Source organism: Novosphingobium sp. ES2-1, assembly GCF_015169775.1.
GTDB lineage: Bacteria > Pseudomonadota > Alphaproteobacteria > Sphingomonadales > Sphingomonadaceae > Novosphingobium > Novosphingobium subterraneum.
Genome location: NZ_CP063445.1, coordinates 2,611,873 through 2,634,176 on the forward strand (window position 1 = coordinate 2,611,873; position 22,304 = coordinate 2,634,176).

Annotated in this window: 16 protein-coding genes; 11 read left to right on the forward strand and 5 right to left on the reverse strand. The window is 64.9% G+C overall.

Annotated elements, in window-relative coordinates; translation table 11 throughout:
• Window positions 1-45 precede the first annotated feature (45 nt).
• From IM701_RS12725 to IM701_RS12745, 5 genes are read left to right on the forward strand one after another with little or no spacing between them, the layout of a single operon-like run.
• Window positions 46-1,134 (forward strand): YncE family protein, encoded by a 1,089-nt coding sequence (locus tag IM701_RS12725; RefSeq protein ID WP_039331740.1) that lies wholly within the window; start codon window positions 46-48, stop codon window positions 1,132-1,134.
• The gene (locus IM701_RS12730; protein WP_193827139.1) at window positions 1,131-2,135 is read left to right on the forward strand and encodes a hypothetical protein; all 1,005 of its coding nucleotides are present in this window, start codon (window positions 1,131-1,133) and stop codon (window positions 2,133-2,135) included. Before IM701_RS12725 ends, IM701_RS12730 begins: the two co-directional genes overlap by 4 nt.
• Window positions 2,132-3,829 carry an ABC transporter ATP-binding protein gene (locus IM701_RS12735; RefSeq protein ID WP_193827140.1) on the forward strand — a complete coding sequence of 566 codons (1,698 nt, stop codon included), beginning with the start codon at window positions 2,132-2,134 and terminating at the stop codon, window positions 3,827-3,829. Before IM701_RS12730 ends, IM701_RS12735 begins: the two co-directional genes overlap by 4 nt.
• Entirely contained in the window at window positions 3,822-4,505 is a 684-nt protein-coding gene (locus IM701_RS12740; RefSeq protein ID WP_193827141.1) for a S8 family serine peptidase, read from the forward strand. The genes IM701_RS12735 and IM701_RS12740 overlap by 8 nt, the downstream gene beginning before the upstream one ends.
• A gap of 9 nt (window positions 4,506-4,514) precedes the next feature.
• Window positions 4,515-6,542 carry a tetratricopeptide repeat-containing sulfotransferase family protein gene (locus tag IM701_RS12745; protein ID WP_193827142.1) on the forward strand — a complete coding sequence of 676 codons (2,028 nt, stop codon included), beginning with the start codon at window positions 4,515-4,517 and terminating at the stop codon, window positions 6,540-6,542.
• Window positions 6,543-6,775: 233 nt separating this feature from the next.
• On the opposite strand, the gene IM701_RS12750 is transcribed toward IM701_RS12745, so the two are convergent.
• Window positions 6,776-9,451: a TonB-dependent receptor gene (locus IM701_RS12750; RefSeq protein WP_230487699.1), complete on the reverse strand. Its 2,676-nt coding sequence runs from the start codon at window positions 9,449-9,451 to the stop codon at window positions 6,776-6,778.
• Window positions 9,452-9,882: 431 nt separating this feature from the next.
• Window positions 9,883-10,320 (reverse strand): VOC family protein, encoded by a 438-nt coding sequence (locus IM701_RS12755; RefSeq protein ID WP_039331721.1) that lies wholly within the window; start codon window positions 10,318-10,320, stop codon window positions 9,883-9,885.
• 151 nt (window positions 10,321-10,471) lie between these two features.
• Here IM701_RS12755 and IM701_RS12760 point away from each other — a divergent pair, with 151 nt between their 5' ends.
• The 3 genes from IM701_RS12760 to IM701_RS12770 all read left to right on the forward strand — a co-directional run bounded on the left by IM701_RS12760 (window position 10,472) and on the right by IM701_RS12770 (window position 14,878).
• Entirely contained in the window at window positions 10,472-11,158 is a 687-nt protein-coding gene (locus IM701_RS12760) for an SIMPL domain-containing protein (protein ID WP_039331935.1), read from the forward strand.
• Between the two features lie 105 nt (window positions 11,159-11,263).
• Complete coding sequence (locus IM701_RS12765; protein ID WP_039331720.1) at window positions 11,264-12,061, forward strand: metallophosphoesterase family protein; 798 nt, start codon at window positions 11,264-11,266, stop codon at window positions 12,059-12,061.
• 354 nt (window positions 12,062-12,415) lie between these two features.
• Window positions 12,416-14,878, forward strand: a complete 2,463-nt coding sequence (locus IM701_RS12770) for a TonB-dependent receptor (protein ID WP_193828445.1) — start codon at window positions 12,416-12,418, stop codon at window positions 14,876-14,878.
• A gap of 424 nt (window positions 14,879-15,302) precedes the next feature.
• On the opposite strand, the gene IM701_RS12775 is transcribed toward IM701_RS12770, so the two are convergent.
• The 3 genes from IM701_RS12775 to IM701_RS12785 all read right to left on the reverse strand — a co-directional run bounded on the left by IM701_RS12775 (window position 15,303) and on the right by IM701_RS12785 (window position 17,187).
• Window positions 15,303-15,593: a hypothetical protein gene (locus IM701_RS12775; protein WP_039331719.1), complete on the reverse strand. Its 291-nt coding sequence runs from the start codon at window positions 15,591-15,593 to the stop codon at window positions 15,303-15,305.
• Between the two features lie 146 nt (window positions 15,594-15,739).
• Entirely contained in the window at window positions 15,740-16,462 is a 723-nt protein-coding gene (gene mtgA / locus IM701_RS12780; RefSeq protein ID WP_052241967.1) for a monofunctional biosynthetic peptidoglycan transglycosylase, read from the reverse strand.
• A gap of 56 nt (window positions 16,463-16,518) precedes the next feature.
• On the reverse strand, window positions 16,519-17,187 hold the full coding sequence (locus tag IM701_RS12785) for a Crp/Fnr family transcriptional regulator (RefSeq protein ID WP_052241965.1): 669 nt from the start codon (window positions 17,185-17,187) through the stop codon (window positions 16,519-16,521).
• Between the two features lie 172 nt (window positions 17,188-17,359).
• Here IM701_RS12785 and IM701_RS12790 point away from each other — a divergent pair, with 172 nt between their 5' ends.
• The 3 genes from IM701_RS12790 to IM701_RS12800 all read left to right on the forward strand — a co-directional run bounded on the left by IM701_RS12790 (window position 17,360) and on the right by IM701_RS12800 (window position 22,294).
• Window positions 17,360-17,797 (forward strand): hypothetical protein, encoded by a 438-nt coding sequence (locus IM701_RS12790; protein ID WP_039331718.1) that lies wholly within the window; start codon window positions 17,360-17,362, stop codon window positions 17,795-17,797.
• A gap of 115 nt (window positions 17,798-17,912) precedes the next feature.
• A complete protein-coding gene (locus tag IM701_RS12795; protein ID WP_193827144.1) occupies window positions 17,913-20,936 on the forward strand; it encodes an adenylate/guanylate cyclase domain-containing protein in 3,024 nt (1,007 codons plus the stop codon).
• On the forward strand, window positions 20,933-22,294 hold the full coding sequence (locus tag IM701_RS12800; protein WP_039331714.1) for a cytochrome P450: 1,362 nt from the start codon (window positions 20,933-20,935) through the stop codon (window positions 22,292-22,294). Before IM701_RS12795 ends, IM701_RS12800 begins: the two co-directional genes overlap by 4 nt.
• The last annotated feature ends 10 nt before the right edge of the window (window positions 22,295-22,304 follow it).

Sequence of the window (22,304 nt, forward strand, 5' to 3'; positions counted from 1 at the left end):
GGCCCGCCTCCACTCCTGACATTTCAGCATCGGAAGACCCGACCCATGAAGAAACTTGGTCTCGCGCTCCTGCCCCTTCTTGCGACCGCCGCGCCGGCGCACGCATCGACCGTGTTCATGGGGTCCTACCCCGACAAGATGCTGATCGTCGACGAGGCGACCGGCGAGATCAAGGATCGCATCACGCTGGCCTCTGGCCTGCCCACCGCGATGCGCATCTCGAACGACAGCAAGAAGATCTACGTCTCCACGATTACCACCAGCGGCATCGAGGTGATCGATACGGCGACCAGGAAGGTGGTCAATTCCTTCAGCCTGAATACGCCGACCGTGCGCTACCGCTTCGGCGGCGGCGTGCCCGATCCCACGGGCCGCTTCTTCTACACGATGATCCAGAAGTTCGAGAAGTTGCAGGATCGCTGGACCGTCAGCCCACAGATGTTCGGCGTGATCGACCTGACGAAGAAGGCCGTCGTGCGCACCGCAGACGTGCCCGACGAGGACGTCCGCAACGGCGCTGGCCGCGGCAACTACATGCTGTCAAAGGACGGCACGACGCTGTTCCTGATCCGCGACAAGGTGCTGGTCGTCGATACCGCATCGCTCAAGGTAAAGGATCGCCTGGAGTTCTCGAAGCCCGAGGCGACCGGCATCGAAGGCGTCAGCTTCGGCGGCGGCGTGGAAACGTTGCGCAATCCTGACCAGTACGTTTCGATGTTCACCGCGCAGGACCCCTACATCCGCAACAAGGTCTATGGCGTGGGTCGCTTCGATCTCGTCACCAAGACGTTCGACTTCCGCCCCATCGGCCCCGCCCCGGTCGGCGGTGGCATGGCCGGTCTGCAGGTGTCGAAGGACATGAAGGAAGGCTGGACCGTCGTCACGCAGGAGAAGGTCGGCAACAAGCGCTGCGAATTCTGGCACCTCGACCTCACCACCAACCTGGTCAAGAACAAGGCCGAGTTCCCCTGCCGCACGCGCTTCCAGTTCGGCATGTCGGGCGATGGCAAGCTGCTCTACATCTATGGCGCCAGCTACGACATCGAGATGTATGATGCGCAGACGCTGAGCCACGTCAAGACCATCGACCTCGGCAATGACACCACTGGCGCGGGGATGATCATCACGCAGTGACGATCACGGTACTCTTGAGGGGGCAGGGCGTCGCGGTGGCTACGGCCGCGCACCTGCTGGACCGGGCCGGGTTCGCGTGTCTGCGCGAGCCCGGCCTGCGGCGTCCGGTGCCGGTGATCATGCTCAGCGATCCGGCCCTCGCCCTGCTCCGTGACGTGTTCGGTGATGCGTCGCTCTTTGCCGACAGGCCCCGGATCAATCAGCGGGTGGTCAAGTGGGGCAGCGCTGAAGCGATTGCCATGCCGCACGGGGCGGTTGTGGTTTCGGAGGACGACCTTGCCGCGGCGCTCGATCCGGCTGGCCTGTGCGATCCGGGGCGGGTGCACACAGCGTTCACGATTGAGGCGATGGCACCGTTTTCCTGCGGCGAGATGCTGCGCTTCGGTGAGCGAATTTCAGCGACGGCGCGGGTCACTCTGAAAGCAGATGCCCCCGTCCGCACCTGCTGGATCGAGGCGGTCGACGCAGGCTGGCTGTTCCTGATCCCCGATGGCTTCGGCCAAGCGTGGCTGCTGGCCGTCGGCGGCGATCCACAAGCGTTGACGCAGGATGCGCCGCTGATCGGCCCGCTGATCGACGCACTCGAACTTTCGGGCGGCCGGTTCGACACCAGCCCACGCATGCTGGCCCAACTCGCCGGAAACGACTGGCTGTCCTGCGGCACGTCCGCCATCGCCTTCGACCCCATCTGCGGCGACGGCACCGCGCAAGCCGCGCGCGAGGGCATCCTTGCCGCCGCCGTCATCGGCGCTCTCGCGCGGGGCGAGGACCCGACCATGCTCGCCACCCACTACCACTCCCTGCTGCTCGCCTCGCTGCGGCGCCACCTGCAACTGTCACTGCCGTTCTACGCCAATGGCGGTGCAGGGCCATGGTGGCATGACCAGTACGCCGCCGCCCGGGCCGGTTACGATCAGACCACCGTGCTGCTCGCAAGGCTCCCCGAACCTCGCTTTGCACTTCACGGCTTCGATCTCGTCCGCCGCGAGCAGGCTGCATGAGCGAAGCGCCGAATATCGCACCTTGGAGCACTTACAAGCGCCTCTGGCCATGGCTGAAGCCCTACGCTCCCAGGCTGGTGCTGGTCCTCCTCGGCAGCCTCATCGCCACTGGCCTCACGCTCGCCCAACCGTGGATCTCCAAGCTGATGATCGACGAGGCGCTGCTGAAGCGCGACTGGGACATGCTGGTCAGGATCGCCGCCCTGATGATGGGCGCAACGGTCGGCGGCTTTGCCGTCAATGCTCTGGTATCCTACCGCTATGTCTCGCTCTCGGCGCAGATGCTGTTCGACATGCGCGTCGCGCTGCTGCGCCACCTCCAGCGCCTCTCCCCGCGCTTCTACGGCAGCTTCCGCCTGGGCGACCTCATGTCGCGGCTCAATTCGGACGTTTCGGATGTCCAGCGCGTCGCGGGCGACACCCTGCTCTCAGTATTGAGCAACATGCTGTTCTTCGCCGGCTCGGTCGGCATGATGCTATGGCTCGACTGGAAGCTGTTCCTCGTCGGCACGGTGCTAGTGCCGTTTGCGGTAGTGAGCTTCCTCCACTTCCAGCGCCGCATGACCGACCTCACCCAGCAGATGCGCGAACGTGGCGCGGATATCGGCAGCCTGCTGGCCGACACGATCCTCGGCATGCGCACGGTCAACGCGCTCGGCGCCGAGGATCACGAAGCCAGCCGCTTCGCCCGCGCCAACAGCGGCTTTGTCGGCACGATGCTACGCATGCAGACCACCTCGTACCTCACCGGCGCACTGCCCGGCACGATCGTGACGGCATCGAGCGCGGCGGTGATCCTCTATGGCGGCAAGCAGATCATCGACGGCACCATGACCGTGGGTGCGCTCGTCGCCTTCATCACCTACCATGGCCGCCTGCTCGCCCCGGTGCAGGCACTGATGGGCCTCACCGCCAGTCTCGCCACTGCGCGCGTGGCGCTGGCCCGCATCTTCGAACTGTTCGACACCGCGCCCGAAGTGACCGAGGTCGAAAAGCCATGGCCGCTGCCGCTGGTCGCCCGCGAAATCCGCCTCGAAGGCGTGACCATGCATCACGGACGCGAGCGGGTGCTGCGCGATGCCACCCTCGCAATCCCGGCAGGCTCGCTCACCGCTATCATCGGGGCATCCGGCGCGGGCAAGTCCACGCTGGCAGACCTGCTGGTGCGCTTTCTCGATCCCGTCGAGGGCAGCGTCACCATCGACGGCACCGACTTGCGGGACCTTTCGCTTACCGACCTGCGCGCGCGCGTCCTGCTGGTCGATCAGGCCCCGTTCCTGTTCAACGCCTCGATCGCGCAGAACATCGCCTTTGCCCGGCCCGACGCGACGTCCGATGACATTGCCGCCGCCGCCTCTGCCGCCGGACTGGACCCGCTGATCGCCCGCCTGCCCGAAGGCCTGGCCACCCGCACCGGCGAGCGCGGCCTCGCGCTTTCAGCGGGCGAGCGCCACCGCATCGCCATTGCCCGCGCCCTGCTGCGCCAGCCCGACGTGCTGATCCTCGACGAGCCCACCGCCGCGCTGGATGAGGAAACCGAACGCCTCGTCGCGCTCGGCCTGCGACGCGCCCTGCCCCATGCCACGCTGATCGTGATCACGCACAAGCCAGCGCTGGCCGAGATGGCAGACCACGTGATCCGGCTCGAGAACGGCAAGGCGCGCCGGGAACCGCAGGTCACCGCCCATGGCTAAGGTTGCTGTCATCGACAGCGGGGTCCACCCCACCCACCCGCACATCGACGCGGCACGGCTGTTGCCGGGGTGCTCGGTCCTCGCCGATGGCACGGTGTTGACCGACCCGCTCGAGACGGTCGACAAGCTTGGGCACGGCACCGCCGTCACCGCCGCAATCCAGGAGCTTGCGCCCGACGCCGAGATCCTGACCATCCGCGTCTTCCGCGATGGCCTTCGCGCCTCGGCCCGCGCACTGGCGACGGGCATCCGGCAGGCGCTCGAAGCCGAATGCGACCTGATCAACCTCAGCCTCGGCACCGCCAACCCCACCCATGCCGAGGTCTTCGCCCTGCTTGCCGAGGAAGCAGCAGACCGTGGCGCGCTGATCGTCGCTGCTTGCGAGGCCGAGGGACAGCCCTGCTGGCCGGGATGCCTGCCTCAGGTCCTCGGCGTCGGCCTCGACTGGGACCTGCCGCGCGGCCAGCCGCGCCTTTCTCCCGACCGCCTCATGGTCATCGCCTCAGGCTACCCGCGCCCGATCCCCGGCGTCGAACCTCGCCGCAACCTCTATGGCGTCAGCTTCGCCGTGGCGCAGGTAACCGGCTGGATCGCGGCACATGGGCTGCGGAGCCGGGCCGAGGTCATCGCAGCTTGCGCCGATTTGCGTACACCGCAAAGGATCGGTGCCGACTAGGCTTGCCCCATGATCCAGCAGTTGCGCGCGCCCTCGCCCCAGCAAGCCCTCGCCGAGGGCGAAGCGCTGCTCGTAATCGCGCCGCACAAGGCGCTGTCAGCTGCCGAAGCCGTGCTGCGGCAGGCACCCGGCTTTCCGCCCGCAGAATTCCTCGCCGCCCGCGCCTTGCGCCGCATGGGCAAGGGCAAGCAGGCAGTGGCAAAGCTCGATGCCCTCGCCCGCGGCAATGGTCGGGTCCCCGCCGTGCTGTGGGAACTGGGCCAAGCCGCTGCCGAAGCGAAGGACACGCCGCGCGCCATCGCAGCACTGCAGGCGCTCACCCAATTGCAGCCGGGCATCGCCGGCGGCTGGTTCCTCCTCGCGCGGCAGTTGCGCAAGGCTGGCCGCGCCGACGAAGCATGGCGCGCAGATCTGTCCGGCGTCTACGCATCCTCGCGCGATACGGGCCTGCTCAAGGCGGCGCTCGCCGTCCAGGACGGCGATCTCGAGAGTGCGGACCGGATGCTCGCCGAACGCCTCGCCCGCGAAGGCGACGACCCACCCGCGCTGCGCCTCCATGGTGAAATCGCCTGGCGCAAGGGCGAGATGACGCCCGCCATCGCGCGCGTCGAACAAGCCGTGACCAGCGCCCCCGGCTTCGACCTGGCGCGCGATTTCCTGATCCGCCTGCTGCTCCAGACCAACCGCTTGCCAGAAGCGCTCGATCATGCCGAAGTGCTGCAGGCCTCGCCGATCCCTTCGCCGGGGCACAAGCTGATCCTTGCCTCGGTGCTGGTGCGGCTCGGACATCAGGAACGCGCTGCGGGTCTCTATCGCGAGCTGCTCGCCGCAGACCCGGACCAGCCGCAGGTCTGGCAGAATCTCGGCCACGTGCTCAAGACGCTGGGGCAGCAGGCCGAGGCGGTCGAGGCCTATCGCGCCGCCGTCTCCCGCCAGCCGACCATGGGCGAAGCGTGGTGGAGCCTTGCCAATCTCAAGACGGTGAAGCTCGGGCCAGACGACATAGCCACAATGGAGGCCGCCCTCGCCACGCTCGGCGAGGCGCAGGATGAGCGCAAGGAGGACGTCTTCCACCTGCACTTCTCGCTCGGCAAGGCCTTCGAGGACGCGAAGGACGCCGCACCCTCGTTCGCGCACTACGACAAGGGCAATGCCCTGCGTCGCACGATGATCCTCCACGATGCCGATGCGTTCAGCGCCGAAGTGCAGGCCGCGAAGCAGACTTTCACCGCCGCCTTCATTGCCACCCTGGGCGAAGGTGGCTGCCCTGCGCCCGATCCGATCTTCGTCGTCGGCCTGCCGCGCTCAGGCTCGACGCTGGTCGAGCAGATCCTGTCGAGCCATCCGATGGTCGAAGGCACGATGGAACTGCCCGAGATGATGATGATCGGCGCGCGCCTGCAATCGCGCGTCGACGAGGGCGAGTTCGCCGATTTCGCCACGATGATAGCCTCGCTCACCCCGGCAGACCGGCTGCGGCTGGGCGAGGAGTACATCGAGCGCACCCGCGTTCACCGCCAGACCGATCGGCCACTGTTCATCGACAAGATGCCGAACAACTGGCAGCATGTCGGCCTGATCCGCCTGATCCTGCCCAACGCCAAGGTGGTCGATGCGCGGCGCCACCCGCTGTCTTGCTGCTTTTCCGGCTGGAAGCAGCATTTCGCGCGCGGCCAGACCTTCACCTATGACCTGACCGACATCGGTCGCTACTACGCCGACTACGTCAACCTGATGGCAAAGTGGGATGCGCAAGCGCCCGGCCACGTCCATCGCGTGATCTACGAGCGCATGGTCGCCGATACCGAAGCCGAAGTGCGGCGCCTGCTGAGTTACATCGGCATTCCGTTCGATCCCGCCTGTCTCGAATTCTACAAGACCGAGCGCGCCGTGCGCACGGCGAGTTCCGAGCAGGTCCGCCAGCCGATCTTCAAGGATGGGCTCGAGGCGTGGAAGCCCTACGAGCCGTGGCTTGCCCCACTCAAGGCAGCGCTGGGACCGGTGCTGGAAAGCTATCCCGACGCGCCTGCGGGCTGATAGTCCAACCGTTGCGAATGCAGCGAGGCAATGGACCCCGGCCTTCGCCGGTGTGACGGCAATTGTCTCAACGAGTCAAAGGGATCGTCACCCCGGCGCAGGCCGGGGTCCATGACGCCAGCGACGCACACCGCATCCATCGCTCCCACGCCATATCCCACCACCCCAAAAAAGCCCCCACGGTTTCCCGCGGGGGCCTCAGGTTCCTTACGCAGGATAAAGTGTTTGAAACTTCAGTACTTCTGGCCCCAGCGGATGCCGAAGAACTGCGGCTTGATGATGAAGGTGCGCGACGATCCCGAGCAGAAGTCGATCGAGCAGAAGGTGTTCTTGGTCAGCTGCCCGCGCTTGTCGAAAGCATTCTGGAGGAACACGTCGAGCGTCCAGCTTTCAGTCTTGATCCCGGCCGAGAAGTCGAAGCTGACAAAGCCCGGCGTGTTTCCGTACAGCGCGTTCTGGTCGACGTTGAGGTCCTGCGTCGCCCCGGTCTGGTAAAGCGCCGCACCCTGAACGTAGAAGTCCTTGTCGCCCCAATCGCCGTCATAGCGCACAGAAGTAGTGCCCTTGAACTTCGGCTGACGTGGCAGGCGGGTCCCATCGATTGCGGCAACCGAAGGAGTCTGTCCGTTGGTGCCAGGAACCGGCGTGCCCACGGCACAGGTCGCCAGCTGCGTGATGGTAAGCGCCGTCCGGTCTGCAATGAAGTTGCAGAAGTTGCCCTTCAGCTTGCCGTCGTTGAACGCGCCAGATGTCGAGATCGTGACCGCGCCAAGCTTGAGATCGGCGTCATACTCGATGCCCTTGACCTCAGCCTTGCCGGCGTTGCCGGTGTAGCCCGCGCCTTGTGCGCCGGCAACGACCACCGAATACTGGATGTTGTTCCACTTCTCGAGATAGACCGCTGCGTTCAGGCGGAACATGTTGTTCCAGGTTCCCTTGAAGCCCAGCTCGAAATTGGTCAGCTCTTCCGACTTGAAAGGCGGTGCAGCCACGATGACCTGCGGCAACCCGCCCGAGGCGCGAATGCGCAAGGGTCGGTTGAAGCCCCCCGGCCGGAACCCGGTCGAGTAGTTTGCATAGATCATCTTGTCCGGCTGGAACTGCCAGTTCAGCGCAACCTTGTGCGTCTCGCCCTGCTCGCGATAGCGTCCGACGCTGAGCGGATCGAGACGATTGAAGTTGCGGCACTGCAGGCGTTCGGCCGGCAGAGGCAGCGGACAGCCGACCGAGTTGGTCGGCAGGAAGATCGACGGTGCGTTCTGCGCCGATGCCGCAACACCGCCAAACCCGGTCACGTCAAATCGCGTCCAGAAATAGCGGATGCCGCCGGTCAGCTTCAGTTCGGGGGTGATGTTGTAATGCCCTTCGGCGAAGACCGCGTAGTCCTTCCAGTGGTTGGTCTGCTCGCTCAGGTAGAAGGCATCGCGCTTCACCGCAGGTGAACCGAGCACCATCGTACCGCCTTGGCTGACCGGAATGCCGAAGCCGGCGGGGTTGCTGTCGCCGCCACCGGACATGGTATAGCCGACGATGTCGGCAAGACCATGGATGCCGTAGTCATTGTTGATCTCGTTGGTCTGGTGGTGGAGGAAGCCACCGATCGTCACGTCGAAAGGCCAGGACTTGGGCGTGGCCAGCCGGATTTCCTGCGTGAATTTCCGCTCGTTGCGCAGACCGCTGTAATACTGCGTCGGGTTGATGAGGTTGGTGCATTTCAGCGTTGCGCCCGATCCGGTGCAGCCGTCCTTGCTGAAGAACTGGAGGTAGTTCTCGTAGCCCGGGCCGAAGCCGTCATAGGTTACGGTGTAGTAGGTGTAGTCGTTCAGCAGCTTGATCTGGCGCTGATAGTAACCGGTCGCAGAAACCAGATCGAAATCACCAATGTGGCCGTGGATGCTCAGCGCGGCCTGGTAGAACCTGTCGTTCTGGCTGGTCTTGTCGTAGTCGTGGACCTCAAGGTCGCCCACGCGCGGATCGAAACCGAAGTACCCGTTGGCGATCTGCTGCTGCGCGGTGATCTGGGGCATGATGTCCCAGCCATCGAACGGTTGCCACAGCACCTGCAGGCGCCCGCCGTATCCTTCAATGGTGTTGTAATCGTCCTGCGCGATCGACGAGTTGTCGAGCGTGTAGCTGGTGTTCGGGTTGTCGTCGCCCAGCGTCAGGACCGAGGGGCTGCCATCGTTGAACTTGCCGTTGTTGGGCGTGTTGTCGATGTAGCCGCCGTCACGCCGGTAGAAGCCCATCGCGCGGATCGCCAGCGTGTCGGTAACGGGCACGTTGATGTAGCTCTGGTACTGGCCGCCGAAATCGCCCTTGCCGTACTTGTTGACCTCGGCATCATAGCCGAACTCGAACTTGTCGGTCGTCGGCTTCTTGGTGATGAAGCGGATCGTACCGGCCAGCGAACCTGCGCCATAGAGCGTGCCCTGCGGACCCGAAAGCGCCTCGATGCGCTCCAGATCATAGGCCATGATGTCGGGCAGGCCGGTGCCGGTGATCGGAATGTCGTCGATGTAGTAGCCGACCGATTCGCGCCCGCCACCTGCCGGCACGATGCCGCGGAAATAGGGGGTGTTGCGGCCCGGGCCAATGCCGGCGAAGGTGACCGAGGGGAGCAGCGAGGCAAAATCGGTCAGGCCCTTGACCTGACGCTGGCCAAGCGTGTCGGCGCTCAAGGCCTGCATCGAGATCGGAACCTTCTGGATCGAAGTGGCCGTGCGCGTCGCCGTCACCACGATCTCGCCCAGACCCTGCTCTTCGGCGGCCTGCGGTTCGGCAGCGGGAGCGGCGGCTTCCTGCGGCTCGTCGGCGGCATGGGCGATTGCGGGCAGGACCATCGTGGAAAGGATGGTTGAGACGCCCAGCGCCCGCATGGCTTTCGATTTGAACCCGATCTGCTTTTTCATCTCGTCAACCCCCTGTATGGCTCGGCCAGGCAAGTCTGGCCCGGCCCTCGCTTCTCCCCGTGCATCCATCCCCAATCTCGTTGCGCATCCTCGCCACCTTGCACCGCAACATGGCCAGGCCGCCGCGCGAACGGCCCAGATGAAAAGGCAAAGCTTTCCCGCCAGCCGAAGACAGCAGTGTCTCCGGCCCCGTCGCGTCAGCGCGACAGACGTCAGTTTGTCAGCAATACCCCTTCGACCGGCGCGGCCTTTTGGCCATTCCATGACGCCTGTCCGGGATTGATAATGCTGCACAGCAACATGGAGTCAACGCCCTTTTGGGCAGGTGCCTCACCCTTTTCATCCACCCCCGCCGGAACCACCGACCGATAAAAGAAAACGGCGCCCGGACCGAACCGGACGCCGCTTTGGCTGGTGCAGGATAGGGGGGCTTACCAGGTGCCGGTGTTCGGCATGCTGGCCCAGGGCTCCTGGGGCGGGAGATGACCCTCCTGAAGCAGTTCGATCGAAATGCCGTCGGGCGACTTCACGAAAGCCATGTGCCCGTCGCGCGGGGGGCGATGTACGATGTGGCCTGCGTCCATGATGCGCTGGCAGGTCTCGTAGATATTGTCGACGCGATAGGCGAGGTGGCCGAAATTGCGCCCGCCGTCATAGACTTCGGCTGGAGACCCATCCTCGGGCGGCCAGTTGTAGGTCAATTCCACTTCGGCCACGCCCTCCTGGCCCGGTGCAGCCAGAAAGATCAGTGTGAAGCGGCCCTGCTCGCTCGAGAAGCGGCGCGTCTCCTTGAGACCGATCAGTTCGAAAAAGGCGATTGTCGCGTCCGGGTCGGTCACGCGGATCATGGTATGGAGAAACTTGGTCACGGCTAGGCATTCCGTTCAAAAACAGTTCATCGATAGAATCGCACAACTTGTCGCAGGCACACAAGCCCGGGAGGTGGCGATGCAGGGTGAAGATAGCGACGACAGGATCGAAACCCAAGGGTCGCGCGCGCGCATCCTGCCGCAAGGCGGAATGGCGCTCCTGCCGGTGGCGATCCTCGCAGCTGGACTGGTCGCCGGCGGCTGGTTCATCGGCGATGGATTCCGCCGCGCCAAGGTCGCTGATCGCTCTGTCACCGTGCGCGGGCTCGCCGAGCGCGAGGTGACGGCCGACCTTGCCACCTGGACCCTGGCCTATTCCGCCACCGCGCCCGACCTTGCCAGCGCACAGGCTAGCGTCGACCGCGACAGCCAGTCGATCCGGGCCTTCTTCGGCGAGCTCGGCTTTCCCGCAGAAGCGCTGCAGCCGACCGGGGTCAACGTCCAGACCATGACCAGCGACGGTGTCGTCAGCTTCTCGGTCCGCCAGCGCATGACCTTGCGCACCACCGACATCGCCCGGGCGCAACGGGCTGTGAAGCGCCAGTTCGATCTGGTCCGGCGCGGCGTGATGCTCGAGGAAGGCTCAGGGATGGCCTATACCTTCACGCGCCTCAACGCGATCAAGCCGGAGATGGTCGCTGCCGCCACCAAGGACGCACGCGCCGCCGCCGAACAGTTCGCGCGTGACAGTGGCGCTTCGGTCGACGGCATCAAGACCGCGAGCCAAGGCTATTTCGAGATCACCGCGCGCGATGGCGATGGCGGGGGTTGGGGCGTCTCGGACACGCCCTACAAGAAGGTCCGGGTGGTCACGACCATCGACTTCTACTTGCGCTGACCGGGCGAGGCTGCGGCAAGCCTGGAGGGCCTCTGCAACGTATCGGATGGCAAAGGTGTTGCATGATGCACAGGCCGGGGCCATATCGCGCGCTAACGAGGATCCATGTTCAACAAGCTTCGCTCGCTGTTTTCATCTCCTGTCGTCGAAGAGCCCCTGCCGCCGCAGGCGTCCATGCCTGCCGGGCAGCGCGTCTATGCAATTGGCGACATCCACGGACGGCTTGACCTGTTCGAGCAGCTGCTCGCGCGGATCGACGCCGACGACGCCGCACGTGGGCCTGCCGATACGACGCTTATCCTCCTGGGCGATCTGGTCGATCGTGGCCCGGACAGCCGCGGCGTGATTGAACGGGCCATGCAGCTCATGGCCACGGGCAAGGTGCGTATCCTTGCCGGCAACCACGAAGAGATGATGCTCGGAAGCCTGCGCGACGAGGAAACCATGCGCCATTTCCTGCGCCACGGTGGCCGGGAAACGCTGTTCAGCTATGGGCTGCGTGGCGAAGAATACAGCCGGGGCAATCTCGAGGAGATCATCGATCGGGCCAACGCGCTGGTTCCACCCGAACACGTTGCCTTCATGCAGGCGATGGAAGACCAGATCGTCGTCGGCGATTACCTGTTCGTCCACGCCGGTATTCGCCCTGGCGTACCGCTTGACCGGCAGATGCCGTCGGATCTGCGCTGGATTCGCCGCGAATTCCTCGATCATGCCGAACCGCACGGGCACCTCGTCGTGCATGGCCACACCATCACCGACGAACCGGTCCTGAGGCATAACCGCATCGGCATAGACACCGGCGCTTTCGCCTCTGGCAAGCTTACCGCATTGGGCTGCGAAGGCGATCACCGCTGGCTGTTGACCGCTTTCATCGCACCGCAGGAACGCGAAGCCGCCTGAGCCGTTGAGGCGGCGCACTTCGCTGCGATGCAACAATTTTTGTTATGTGTTGCAACATAGCCACGTCTTCGGAAAAGTAGCTTGAAACCGGCGATCTGCGCAATCTTTGGATATGCGCAGGCAACCTTCGCGACAGTTTTTTACGCAGTCGCAAACAAAGCCGCCGCACTGTCGTAACCTCGTCATTATAGTGTCACCTGAGACCGGTTTGGAGCCATCGCAAGGGCCGCTAAGGCCGCTCGCGAAGGTTCGGCGCACCGGGTGATTCCCGCTCCGGCCTAAGCATACGGCGGGGAATCAACCACGCCACAAACCGCGCCACACGGCGCCATGTAACGGGGTCAGATAATGCAGATGAAGTTCCTGGTCGCAGCGTCGACCATTGCTCTCGGTAGCGTCGCAATGGCCGGCGCAGCCCACGCCCAGTCGACCGGCTCGGTCGACTTCGAACAGCCGATCATCGTCACGGGCACCGTAGCCAAGTCGGTCGCAGGCGTCGAAACGCCGAACACGACCCGCGCCAAGCAGGTGCTCGACCAGGCCATCATCAGCCGCCAGGCTCCCGGCCAGTCGATCAACGACATCATCAACCTCGTGCCGGGCGTCAGCTTCCAGAACAACGACCCGTTCGGTTCGGCCGGCGGCACGCTCACCATCCGTGGCTTCGACAGCACCCGCATCTCGCAGACCTTCGACGGCCTGCCGCTGAACGACACCGGCAACTACGCGCTCTATTCCAACCAGCAGCTTGATCCCGAGCTGATCGAGCAGGTGAACGTCAACCTCGGCTCGACCGATGTCGATAGCCCGACTGCTGCCGCTTCGGGTTCAACCGTGAACTACCGCACCCGCAAGCCGACCGAAGACTTCGGCGTGCGCATGGTCGGTTCGGCCGGCCGCTTCGATTTCATGCGCGTGTTCGGCTCGATCGACACCGGCAACCTCAACGCCTCGGGCCTGCGCGCGTTCATCGCCGCCAGCTCTGCCACCAACGACACGATCTTCGGCGGCATCGGCGAGATCAACAAGAAGCAGATCAACGCCCGCATCTTCCAGCCGCTGGGCGACAACGGCGACTTCATCTCGATCGCCGGTCACTACAACCGCAACCGCAACAACTTTTTCGGTTCGGTCAACCTGCGCAGCGACACCTTCCCCGACACCAAGGCCGAGCGTGACATCAAGACTGCGCGCTGCACCGTGCCCGCTGGCGTCGCTGGCGTTGCCGATGCTGCCACGAGCTGCGGTTCGGCCTTCGACTACCGCTACAACCCCTCGAACACCGGCAACATCCGCATCAATTCGCGCTTCACGCTGGCCGACGGCCTCGTGCTGACCGTCGATCCCAGCATCCAGTACACCAAGGCCAACGGCGGCGGCACGCTGATCGCCAGCGAAGGCCTCACCCCGCAAGGCCTTTCAGGCTTCATCCAGGGCTCCAGTTCGAACCCGAACTACTTCGCCGGGGTCGACATCAACGGCGACGGTGACATCCTCGATCGCGTTCGCGTCCACAGCCCCAGCCAGACCCAGACCTGGCGCCTCGGCGTCATCTCGTCGCTGCGTTACGATATCGACGACAACAACACCGTCCGCCTTGCCTATTCGTACGATCGCGGCCGTCACCGGCAGACGGGTGAAGCGGGTCTGCTCGCCCAGAACGGCTTCGGCGCCGATTACTTCCCGATCGACAACCCGATCCTCGCCAAGGACGGTTCGAGCCTGCAGAAGCGCAACCGCCTGTCCTATGCCATCCTGCATCAGGTTTCGGGCGAATACCGCGGCGACTTCAAGGATCTGACGGTCACCGCCGGCGTCCGCATGCCGTTCTTCCGCCGCAACTTGACCAACTACTGCTTCGCCACTTCGGCGGGCGGCAACGTCGCCTGCTTCGGCACCGATGCAGCCAATGCCACCTATGACGCGGCAACCACCTTCCAGGGTCCGCAGCAGCGCATCTTCAACTATTCGAAGCCGCTGCCGACCGCCGGCTTCACGTACCGCATCGGTGCGAGCGCCAGCGTGTTTGGCAACTACTCGAAGGGTCTGCAGGTGCCGGGTACGGACAACCTCTACCAGTCGTTCTTCTACGCGCCGGATCGTGCCGAAGCGAAGCCCGCACCCGAAACCTCGCACAACTTCGACCTCGGCTTCCGCGTCCGTTCGGGCCGGGTGCAGGCGCAGGCTTCGGGCTGGTGGACGATCTACAACAACCGTCTGGCCTCGGCCTACGACGTCGATCTCGACGCGACGATCTATCGCAACCTCGGCCGCGTGGACAAGTACGGCATCGATGGCTCGATCTCGTTCATGCCGATCGACCAGTTCAGCCTCTACCTGTTTGGCTCTTACCTGAAGTCGAAGATCAAGAACAACGTGGTCACGGGCGAGACGATCTCGAACGGCCAGACCGTTCCGGTCTTCGCCCAGACTGCTGGAAAGCGTGAAGGCGGCGCTCCGGTCTACACCTTCGGCGCCCGCGCCCAGGGTGAAATCGGCCCGGTCTCGCTCGGCGTCCAGGCCAAGCGCACCGGTCCGCGCTACGTCAACGACCAGAACCTGCCGATCACCTCGGGCGGTTCGGTGGTCTATCCGAACAAGACCCCGGCCTACACGCTGGTCGATCTCGACGCCAAGGTCAGCCTCGAGTTCCTCGGCCTGAATGACAAGACGTTCTTCCAGCTGAACGTCCTCAACGTGTTCGACGAAGTCTACGTCGGCGGCTTCAGCGGCACCGCAACCTCGACCAGCAGCGTGCCCTTCGCCCAGATCGGCGCACCGCGCACGGTGATCGGCTCGATCAGCGTCGGCTTCTGATAAGCCTAAACGGTTGAACAAAACGGCGCGGGGTGGGGAAACTCACCCCGCGCTTTTTGTTGTGCTGGGGGGATGTTTGGCGATCAAGGGGTCATTGCTCCAAAAGCTGCCGTTCAGCGCACGAGGCCTTCTCGGACGCCGGCCAAATGTCCCCACCGCTTCACTTTCGCCAGAACCTGCCCTCGCGAACAATTTGGCAATGATAACACGCGGAATTTCGACCGTCCTTGCTGTACGAGTCGTGCGTCCCCCCGGCCAGCTTACAATCCGCACCCTTCGGGACGAGGCCAATAAGGCAAAACGGCAATCTCTGCCGCACCCAAGTCCTGAGCCGATAAGGGCGTTGCGCGGGGGGGCCACCAGAAGTCATACAGAAAAGCTAGGGGTGCGCCCGCAGGAATTCCAGTCACTTACCTCTGCGACCTCACGCCTTCGGCTTCCACCAAGCGAAAGCCAAAATCATCAGGCCGCTGACAAACGCGCCGATCGCTATCCAGCCCGCCATAAAAGGCAGTTCAGGTCCGCAGAAGTCGATGCAATACGCCGCCGGACCTTTGGCTGGAGCATCGAGGCCAAAGAAATCGGCAAAAGACTCCCACCCGCCGGAAATTGCCGATCTCACATACGCATTTACGATCCACGCTTGAACCGCTCCCGTCAGAAGCGAGACAAGGAAAAGCAACAGCGCAGCGAGCAGTCGTCGATCACGCTGCATTATCTTCCTCCGGTCAGCGCTAACGTAGAAGTCCAAAATTTGTGATCGCAACGATTTACCCCAAACACGCCATTCAGCGCATCCGGCCTGTTCACCCAGACCCGACGTACGTCCATCCCCGCAACCGACTGCACCGCTAACAAACCTCAATTATAGACACACGCGTCCAGCGCCCCGTTCTTCACCACCCGGACCTGGCGGGCGATCGAATTGCCATGGCGGCGGGTGAAGCCGCCCGCGCCGTTGACTTCGCGCTCCTTGGGCAAAGGCAGCACGGCGGCGATGCGCGCGGCTTCCACCGGGCTCAGCTTGCGCGCGCTCTTCCCATAATACCGCTGGGCACCTGCCTCGACGCCATAAGTGCCGATCCCGGTCTCGGCGACGTTGAGGTAGACTTCCATGATCCGGCGCTTGCCCCAGATCGTCTCGATCAGCACGGTGTACCAGGCCTCCAGCCCCTTGCGGAAATAGCCGCCGCCCTGCCACAGGAACACGTTCTTGGCGGTCTGCTGGCTGATCGTCGAGCCGCCCCGGATGCGCCCGCCCTTCTGGTTGCGGCGGAAGGCCTCCATCATCGCTTCCTGATCGAAGCCGTTGTGCTGGCAGAACTTGCCGTCCTCGCCCGAAATCACCGCCGCCACCATGTCGCGGTCGATGTCGCCAAGCGGAGTCCAGTCCTTGGTGATGGAATGATCGTCCATCAGCATGGTCAGCGTGATCGGCACCGGCACGAACTTGTAGATCACCACCTGAACCACCGAGATGAACAGGAAGGCGGCAATCAGCCGGGCAAGAACCCAGCCAATGCGCCCGATGATTCCGGAGCGTCGGCCAGTCGTGGTGCGGGGGTTCTTCAGGTCCTCGAGCATGGCCCCAGCCTATCCGCGCCGCACCCGATCTGGCAACGTCTTCGCTGATGGGATCGTCAACTGCTCTGCGAATAACGATGCAGCCGGTCGGCAAGCCGCGCCACCGATGGCACGACGATGCGCCGCCCCTCGCGCATGACGAGGCCTTCCTTGATCAGCAGCGAGAATTCGCGCGTCACGGTTTCGCGGTTCGTGCCGATGCGGGCCGCAAGTTCGGCTTGGGTCGGAATACGATTGATCGTGGCGGCACCGGCCTGATCCGGCTCGCCTGCCAGCCGCAGCAATTCTGCCTGCAGGCGCGGCCCGACGCCCATCGTCGAAAGCTCGTAGATGCGGTTGGTCAGGTAGCGGACCTGGTGCGAGAGGTACCGTGCCAGCCACAGCGACAGGACCGGCTCCACGCCCAGCAGGCCGGCAAAGGTCGGCCCGGGAATGACCAGCAGCGTGCTGTTCTCTACCGCGACCACGTCGGCCGAGCGCGGCTCCCCGTCGATCGCGGCCAATTCCCCGAACATTTCCCGCGGACCGATGGCGCGGAGCACGGTTTCGCGGCCCTGCGCCGAGACGAGCGAGACACTGACGCTGCCTTCCAGAACGACGTAGACGTCGTTCGCAGGCAGGCCCACCGCGAGCAGCACCTGCCCCTTGCGCACGCGCATCTGCCGCCCGTGGAGAGCAAGAACTGCCTGGACATCATCCGGCACCTTTAGGATCGAACTGGACATTGATATCACCGTTCCCGCGGCATCTCACGGCCGAGGCTTAGTGAATGTGCGCCAAATCACAAGGGGCCGGTGCGCTGGCCAACGGACGCCTCACGCGGGCGGGCGGCATAGAGAGCGGCCCGACACTCCGACCGTTTCCGGCCTGATTGCCGGTCGCGAACCATCGAGGCCAATGCAGCGCTATCTCATCTGGAAATCCGGCCCCGGCCCCCTGCAGGTCGAATTCCGGCGCGTGGGCGAGGCAATCCTGCGCCCGTCGCTGCAGATCGTGACGCCAACCGGTTCAGCCCCCCTGCCTCGGCAGGACGATTGCGATGTCGCACGCTTCTCGCTTTCGGACGGGGATGTCGAGCGCGTGCTTGCGGCGCGGGGTGGACTGCGCCCGCCCTGCCTGATGCTGCAATGCGATGCCTTCCTGGGGCTGGCGTGCGACCAGCGGCGCTGGGGCTGGTCGATCCGCGTCTCGCGCGAGGGCGAGGCCCTGCCATGCTACGACCTTGACGGCACGCCGCTGCCGCTGCGCCGCGATGGCTTTACCCGGGCGCAGTTGCAACGCATCCCCGAACGCTCGGGAATGGCGCGCAGCCATCAGATCATCGGCCTGTCATGACCGGCAGTGCGAAAGCACATGCCGAACGCCTCTGCCGATTCTCGTTGCGATTCAGGCAACAAACTGAATATCTGCCATTGTCAGTCGGTTCGGCGCGGGATTCGACCGGACTGTCATGGGGGCGAAAGACAACAAGGTGCGGGCCGAGGGACTCGATACTGCCACCGGACAACCGGTGCAGCCGATTGCCGGGGAAGCGAACGGGCGGGCGCCCTCGCTGTCCGGTGATGTCGAGGCCGTGCGCTTTGCGACCGTGCTCTTCGCCGATATCGTCGGCTCCACCCGGCTTATCTCCGTGCTCGATCCGGAAGACGCCCGCGATGTTCTCGACAGCACGATCACGCTCATCCGCAACGCCATCCACGATTTCGACGGCATGGTCGTGCGCGTGCAGGGCGATGGCGTGATGGCCGTGTTCGGCGTGCATCCGGCAGTGGAGGACCACCCCTTGCGCGCCGCGCTTGCCGCACGGGCCATTGTCGAGCGCATGCGCACCGGGCCATCGGGCATTCTCCCGGCACCGCGCGCGCGCGTCGGCCTCCATTCCGGGCCGATCCTGCTGCGCCGCCAGGACAACGATTTCGGCAGCATCCTCGATGTCGTGGGCCATGCCACGCACGTTGCCGGGCAGATCGAAAAGCTCTCGCCACCGGCAAGCGTGGCAATCTCGGCCACCACCGTTTCGCTTATTGCCGAATCGTGCCAGTTGCAGCCGCTCGGCACGATCACCAGCGAGATCGACCAGCGCGGCGAAGCGGTCTTCGAACTCACCGCCATCGACCTTGAAGGTGCCGATCGCATTCCCGTGAAGGGCAACGCCACAAGCCCCCTGATCGGCCGCGATGTCCAGCTCGACGCGGTCAAGGCGCTGGTTTCGGGCGAGCCTGGCGCCGCCTTGTGCATCGTTGGCGAAGCCGGAATGGGCAAGAGCCGCCTGCTTCTGGAAGGCGCGCGCCTTTCGGCCGGCTTTGGCGTGACAACGCTGGTGGTCCGGGGCAACGCCCTGCTTGCGCCGGTCCCGTTCGGCTGCCTTTCCGGCCCTGTCCGCCATCTGGTGGAACTGTTGCAGCCCCTGCTGGCTGACGTGGCATCCGCAGCAGCGCTGACCGCAGACCAGGCCGAATGCCTGCAGGGCCTCATCGACAACGGCCAGACGTGGCTTGCCCATCTCGCTCCGGGCGACCGCAACCGTATCGCTACCCAGACCATTCTCCGCCTGTTTCAGCTGGCCGTAGTCCACGTCCCGCTGCTGCTGCTGGTAGACGATGGCCAATATCTCGATCGCGAAACCCTCTCGGTGCTCACCGGCATCAGGGAGGGCCGCATCATGACGATGCTTCTGGCCGCGCGGCCGGAAGCGCGCACCAGCCTCGCCCAATGCTGCGATCAGGTGATCGACCTCGATCCGCTCGGCCCCCGCGCCGCGCGCAGCCTTGTCGCGATGATCAATCGCTTCGCTCCGCTTGACGAAGCCACGATCGAGCGGATTCTCGACCGTGCGCAAGGCCTGCCTCTCGCACTGCAGGAATTCGCGGTCAGTGCGCAGGGAGAGGACGGCACCGAGCCAGCCGAACTGTCGGCACGCATTCCGGCACGGCTCGATGCCCTGCTCGGCGCCCGGCTCGCGGCGCTTGACGACGATTCGACACGCCTGTGCCAGTTCTGCGCAGCGCTTGGCCCCATCTTCCCGGTGAGCCGCCTGCAGCAAGGCGCCGCACTCGTCTGCCGCAATCCTTCCAGCGCCATCGCGCGGCTGGTAGAAGCGCGGGTGGTGGAATTCGCCGTGGCCAACCAGGCGCGGTTCACTCACCAGCTGGTCCAGGAAGCGGCCTATCGCACCATGCCCCGGCGGCGGCGGACCGCGATGCATGCCAAGGCGCTCGAACTTCTCGCCACGCAGGCCTCGTCATCGCAGGAGGCCGAGGTCGCCAGCCATGCCGAACTTGCGACCCACGCCGAAAAGGCCGGCCTGCCGCAGCGCGCACTCGGGCATCTCTGGGATGCCTGCCAGCAGGCATTGAGCCTCGCGGCGATCGATTCGGTGCGCCAGCTTTACCTGCGCGCGCGCGATATGGCGGCACGCCTCGAACCCGCCGCTGCCGCATCGGAACGGGCGCGCTTCTCGCTGCTCGCCTTCGATACGCTGCAGCAGCTGTCGCAAGAGCAGATCACGCGCGAGGACATGGCGCTCCTGGCTGAAGGCACCGTCGAGATGGGCCCGGGCATCCGCACCGTCGCACGGATCAACATGGCGCTGCTTGACTGGATCGATGGCGCTCCGCTTCAGGGCGAAGCCTGGCTCGCCCGCGCCGAGGCCGATCTCGATGCGCACGACAGCTTGCCACGCCGGACTTATGCCGATCTCGTCGCGGCCTATCTCGCCTTCTCGCAAGCCCGTCCGCGTGCTGCAATCGCGCGCATCGAACGTCTGGGAAACAGGCTGGACGATGGACAGCGCGGATCGACCTTCGGTGCAGTCGTGGTCATTCCCCACGTGCTCGCCCGCGCTTTCGGCGCGTGGTATCTCACCGATCTGGGGGATATCGCAAAGGCACGTTCGTGGGTGGCCGAAGCGCTCAATCTTTCGCGCCGCTATGCGCACGCCTATTCGCAATTGCTCGCCGATCTCGCCCACGGCTACCTGCACTACCGCGAGGGCAGGTTCGAACGGGCACTTGGCATATTGCGCGGCGCCTACGCGGATGGCCTGCACCATCATTTTCTAGGCTTCGAGCCGGCCAGTGCAAGCTGGCTTGCCCTGACGCTGATCGAACTGGGCCAGCTGCGCGAAGCCGAAGCCGTTCTGTCAGAGTCGGTCGCCCGGGGCCACTTCCGGCATGTCCGCACCTCTGCGACCTACTACCTGCACGAGGCCCGCGCCCGCCTTGCCCTGGCGCAGGGCAAGGTGGTGCAGGCCGCCGACCTTGCCGCCGAAGCGCTCGAACACTGCCGTTCGTGCGGAGAAGCGATGCACGAATTGCACGCACTGGTGCTGTGCCGCGAGGTTGAGGCGCAGACCGGGATGGCAGTGTGGGGCGCGCAGGATGTGCCGACGGCTGACCTAGTCGGCAGGATCGACGAACTAGGCCTCGCTTGCCTGCAACGCCGGCTCGTCGCCATCGAGGATCGCATCGCATGAACCAGCAGGCCGTGCTTGCTGCAGCGTCAGCCCGCCTGTTCCAGCCGGGCGCGCCAGCGCTGCTCCGCTGCGCCGAACTGGACAAGGGTGGCGTTCGGGTCTTTGCCGCCGCAAGGCACGAGGTGGTCAGCGCAGTACTACTCGAGGAAGACACCTTCTCGCTGCAGCAGTACGATGACCTGCTCGAACAGGTCGTGCCCGGCACGCGCTATCTGGTGGGTGAGAACGACGGCAACCGGCAGGTGCGCCTTCGCCAGCTCCATGCCGCGCAAAGCTGGCTCAATGCCCGCATTCCCGGCGTGGACCCAAGCGTTCCGCCCAATCTGGACCCGGGCTTCCGCGGCTGGATCGCTGCCATGGCACGCAAGGAGGCGTCGGACATTCTCGACGTCCTGCAGCGACGTGCGCAGACCGGCGAGACCATCAATTTCGTCCGGGAATATGCCTTCCTGCTCTCCTACCGCATGGCGCGGCGGGTTCTGGGCGTGCCTGCGCCGGAAAAGGTGCCGTGGCCGGTGCCGCTCCTGCTGTTTGCGCGGAACCTGACGAGACCCGGCCCCGCTCTGCGCCGCAAGGACGAACTAGGCGACGCGCTGAGCGCCCTGTTCCTGCAAGTGCCGCTGTTCGGCCATGTCTTCGGGACCATCATCGCCAGCACCGGCGCAGTTCCATGGCTCGCCGGAAAGACCGCCAGCGTCGGGCTCGCCGCCATCAACGATGCGCTCGACATGCCCGAAGTCGCGCCCGAAACCAGCCTGCTCAGCGCACTTGTCGCGGTGCAGCCGCAATTCCCCGATGTTGCAGACTACCGCCTGCAGGCACGCAGCGTCCTGTTCGAACTGACCGGCGCGCTTGTGCTGATCGTCGGCAAGGTCCTTTCGGAAGTGGCCGCTTTCAGCGCTTCGGAGCGCGGGCGCGAAGCAGGCATTCCCTGGCCTGCGCTGGTGCAGCGGCTGTGCGATCCCGCGCTTGAGCCAAAAGCGCGCGACGCGACGATCGCCGAAATGCTTCGTCTGGCTGATACCAGCCAGCTCGTTCGCCGCGTCCGCCGCGATTGCACCTGGCGCGGCGAGCAACTGAAGGCTGGTGACCGCATCGTCGCTCTGGTCGGCGCTGCGGCGCATGACGATGCCGCCTTCCCGCAAGCGGACCGTTTCGCGCCCGATCCCGCCCGTCCCTACATCACCTCCGGCCCGCTGCAGGGTCCGCACGTCTGCTATGGCCGCGGCATCGCCTGGACGATCATTGCCGAGGCCATCGCCGCCACCGCAGGGCGGATCGAACCCGCCCCAAACGCCAGCCTTGGCACCTTCCTCGGCCTGCCGGACGATCTGCGCTTCACCGCCATCCGCCAGTAAACACAAAGGA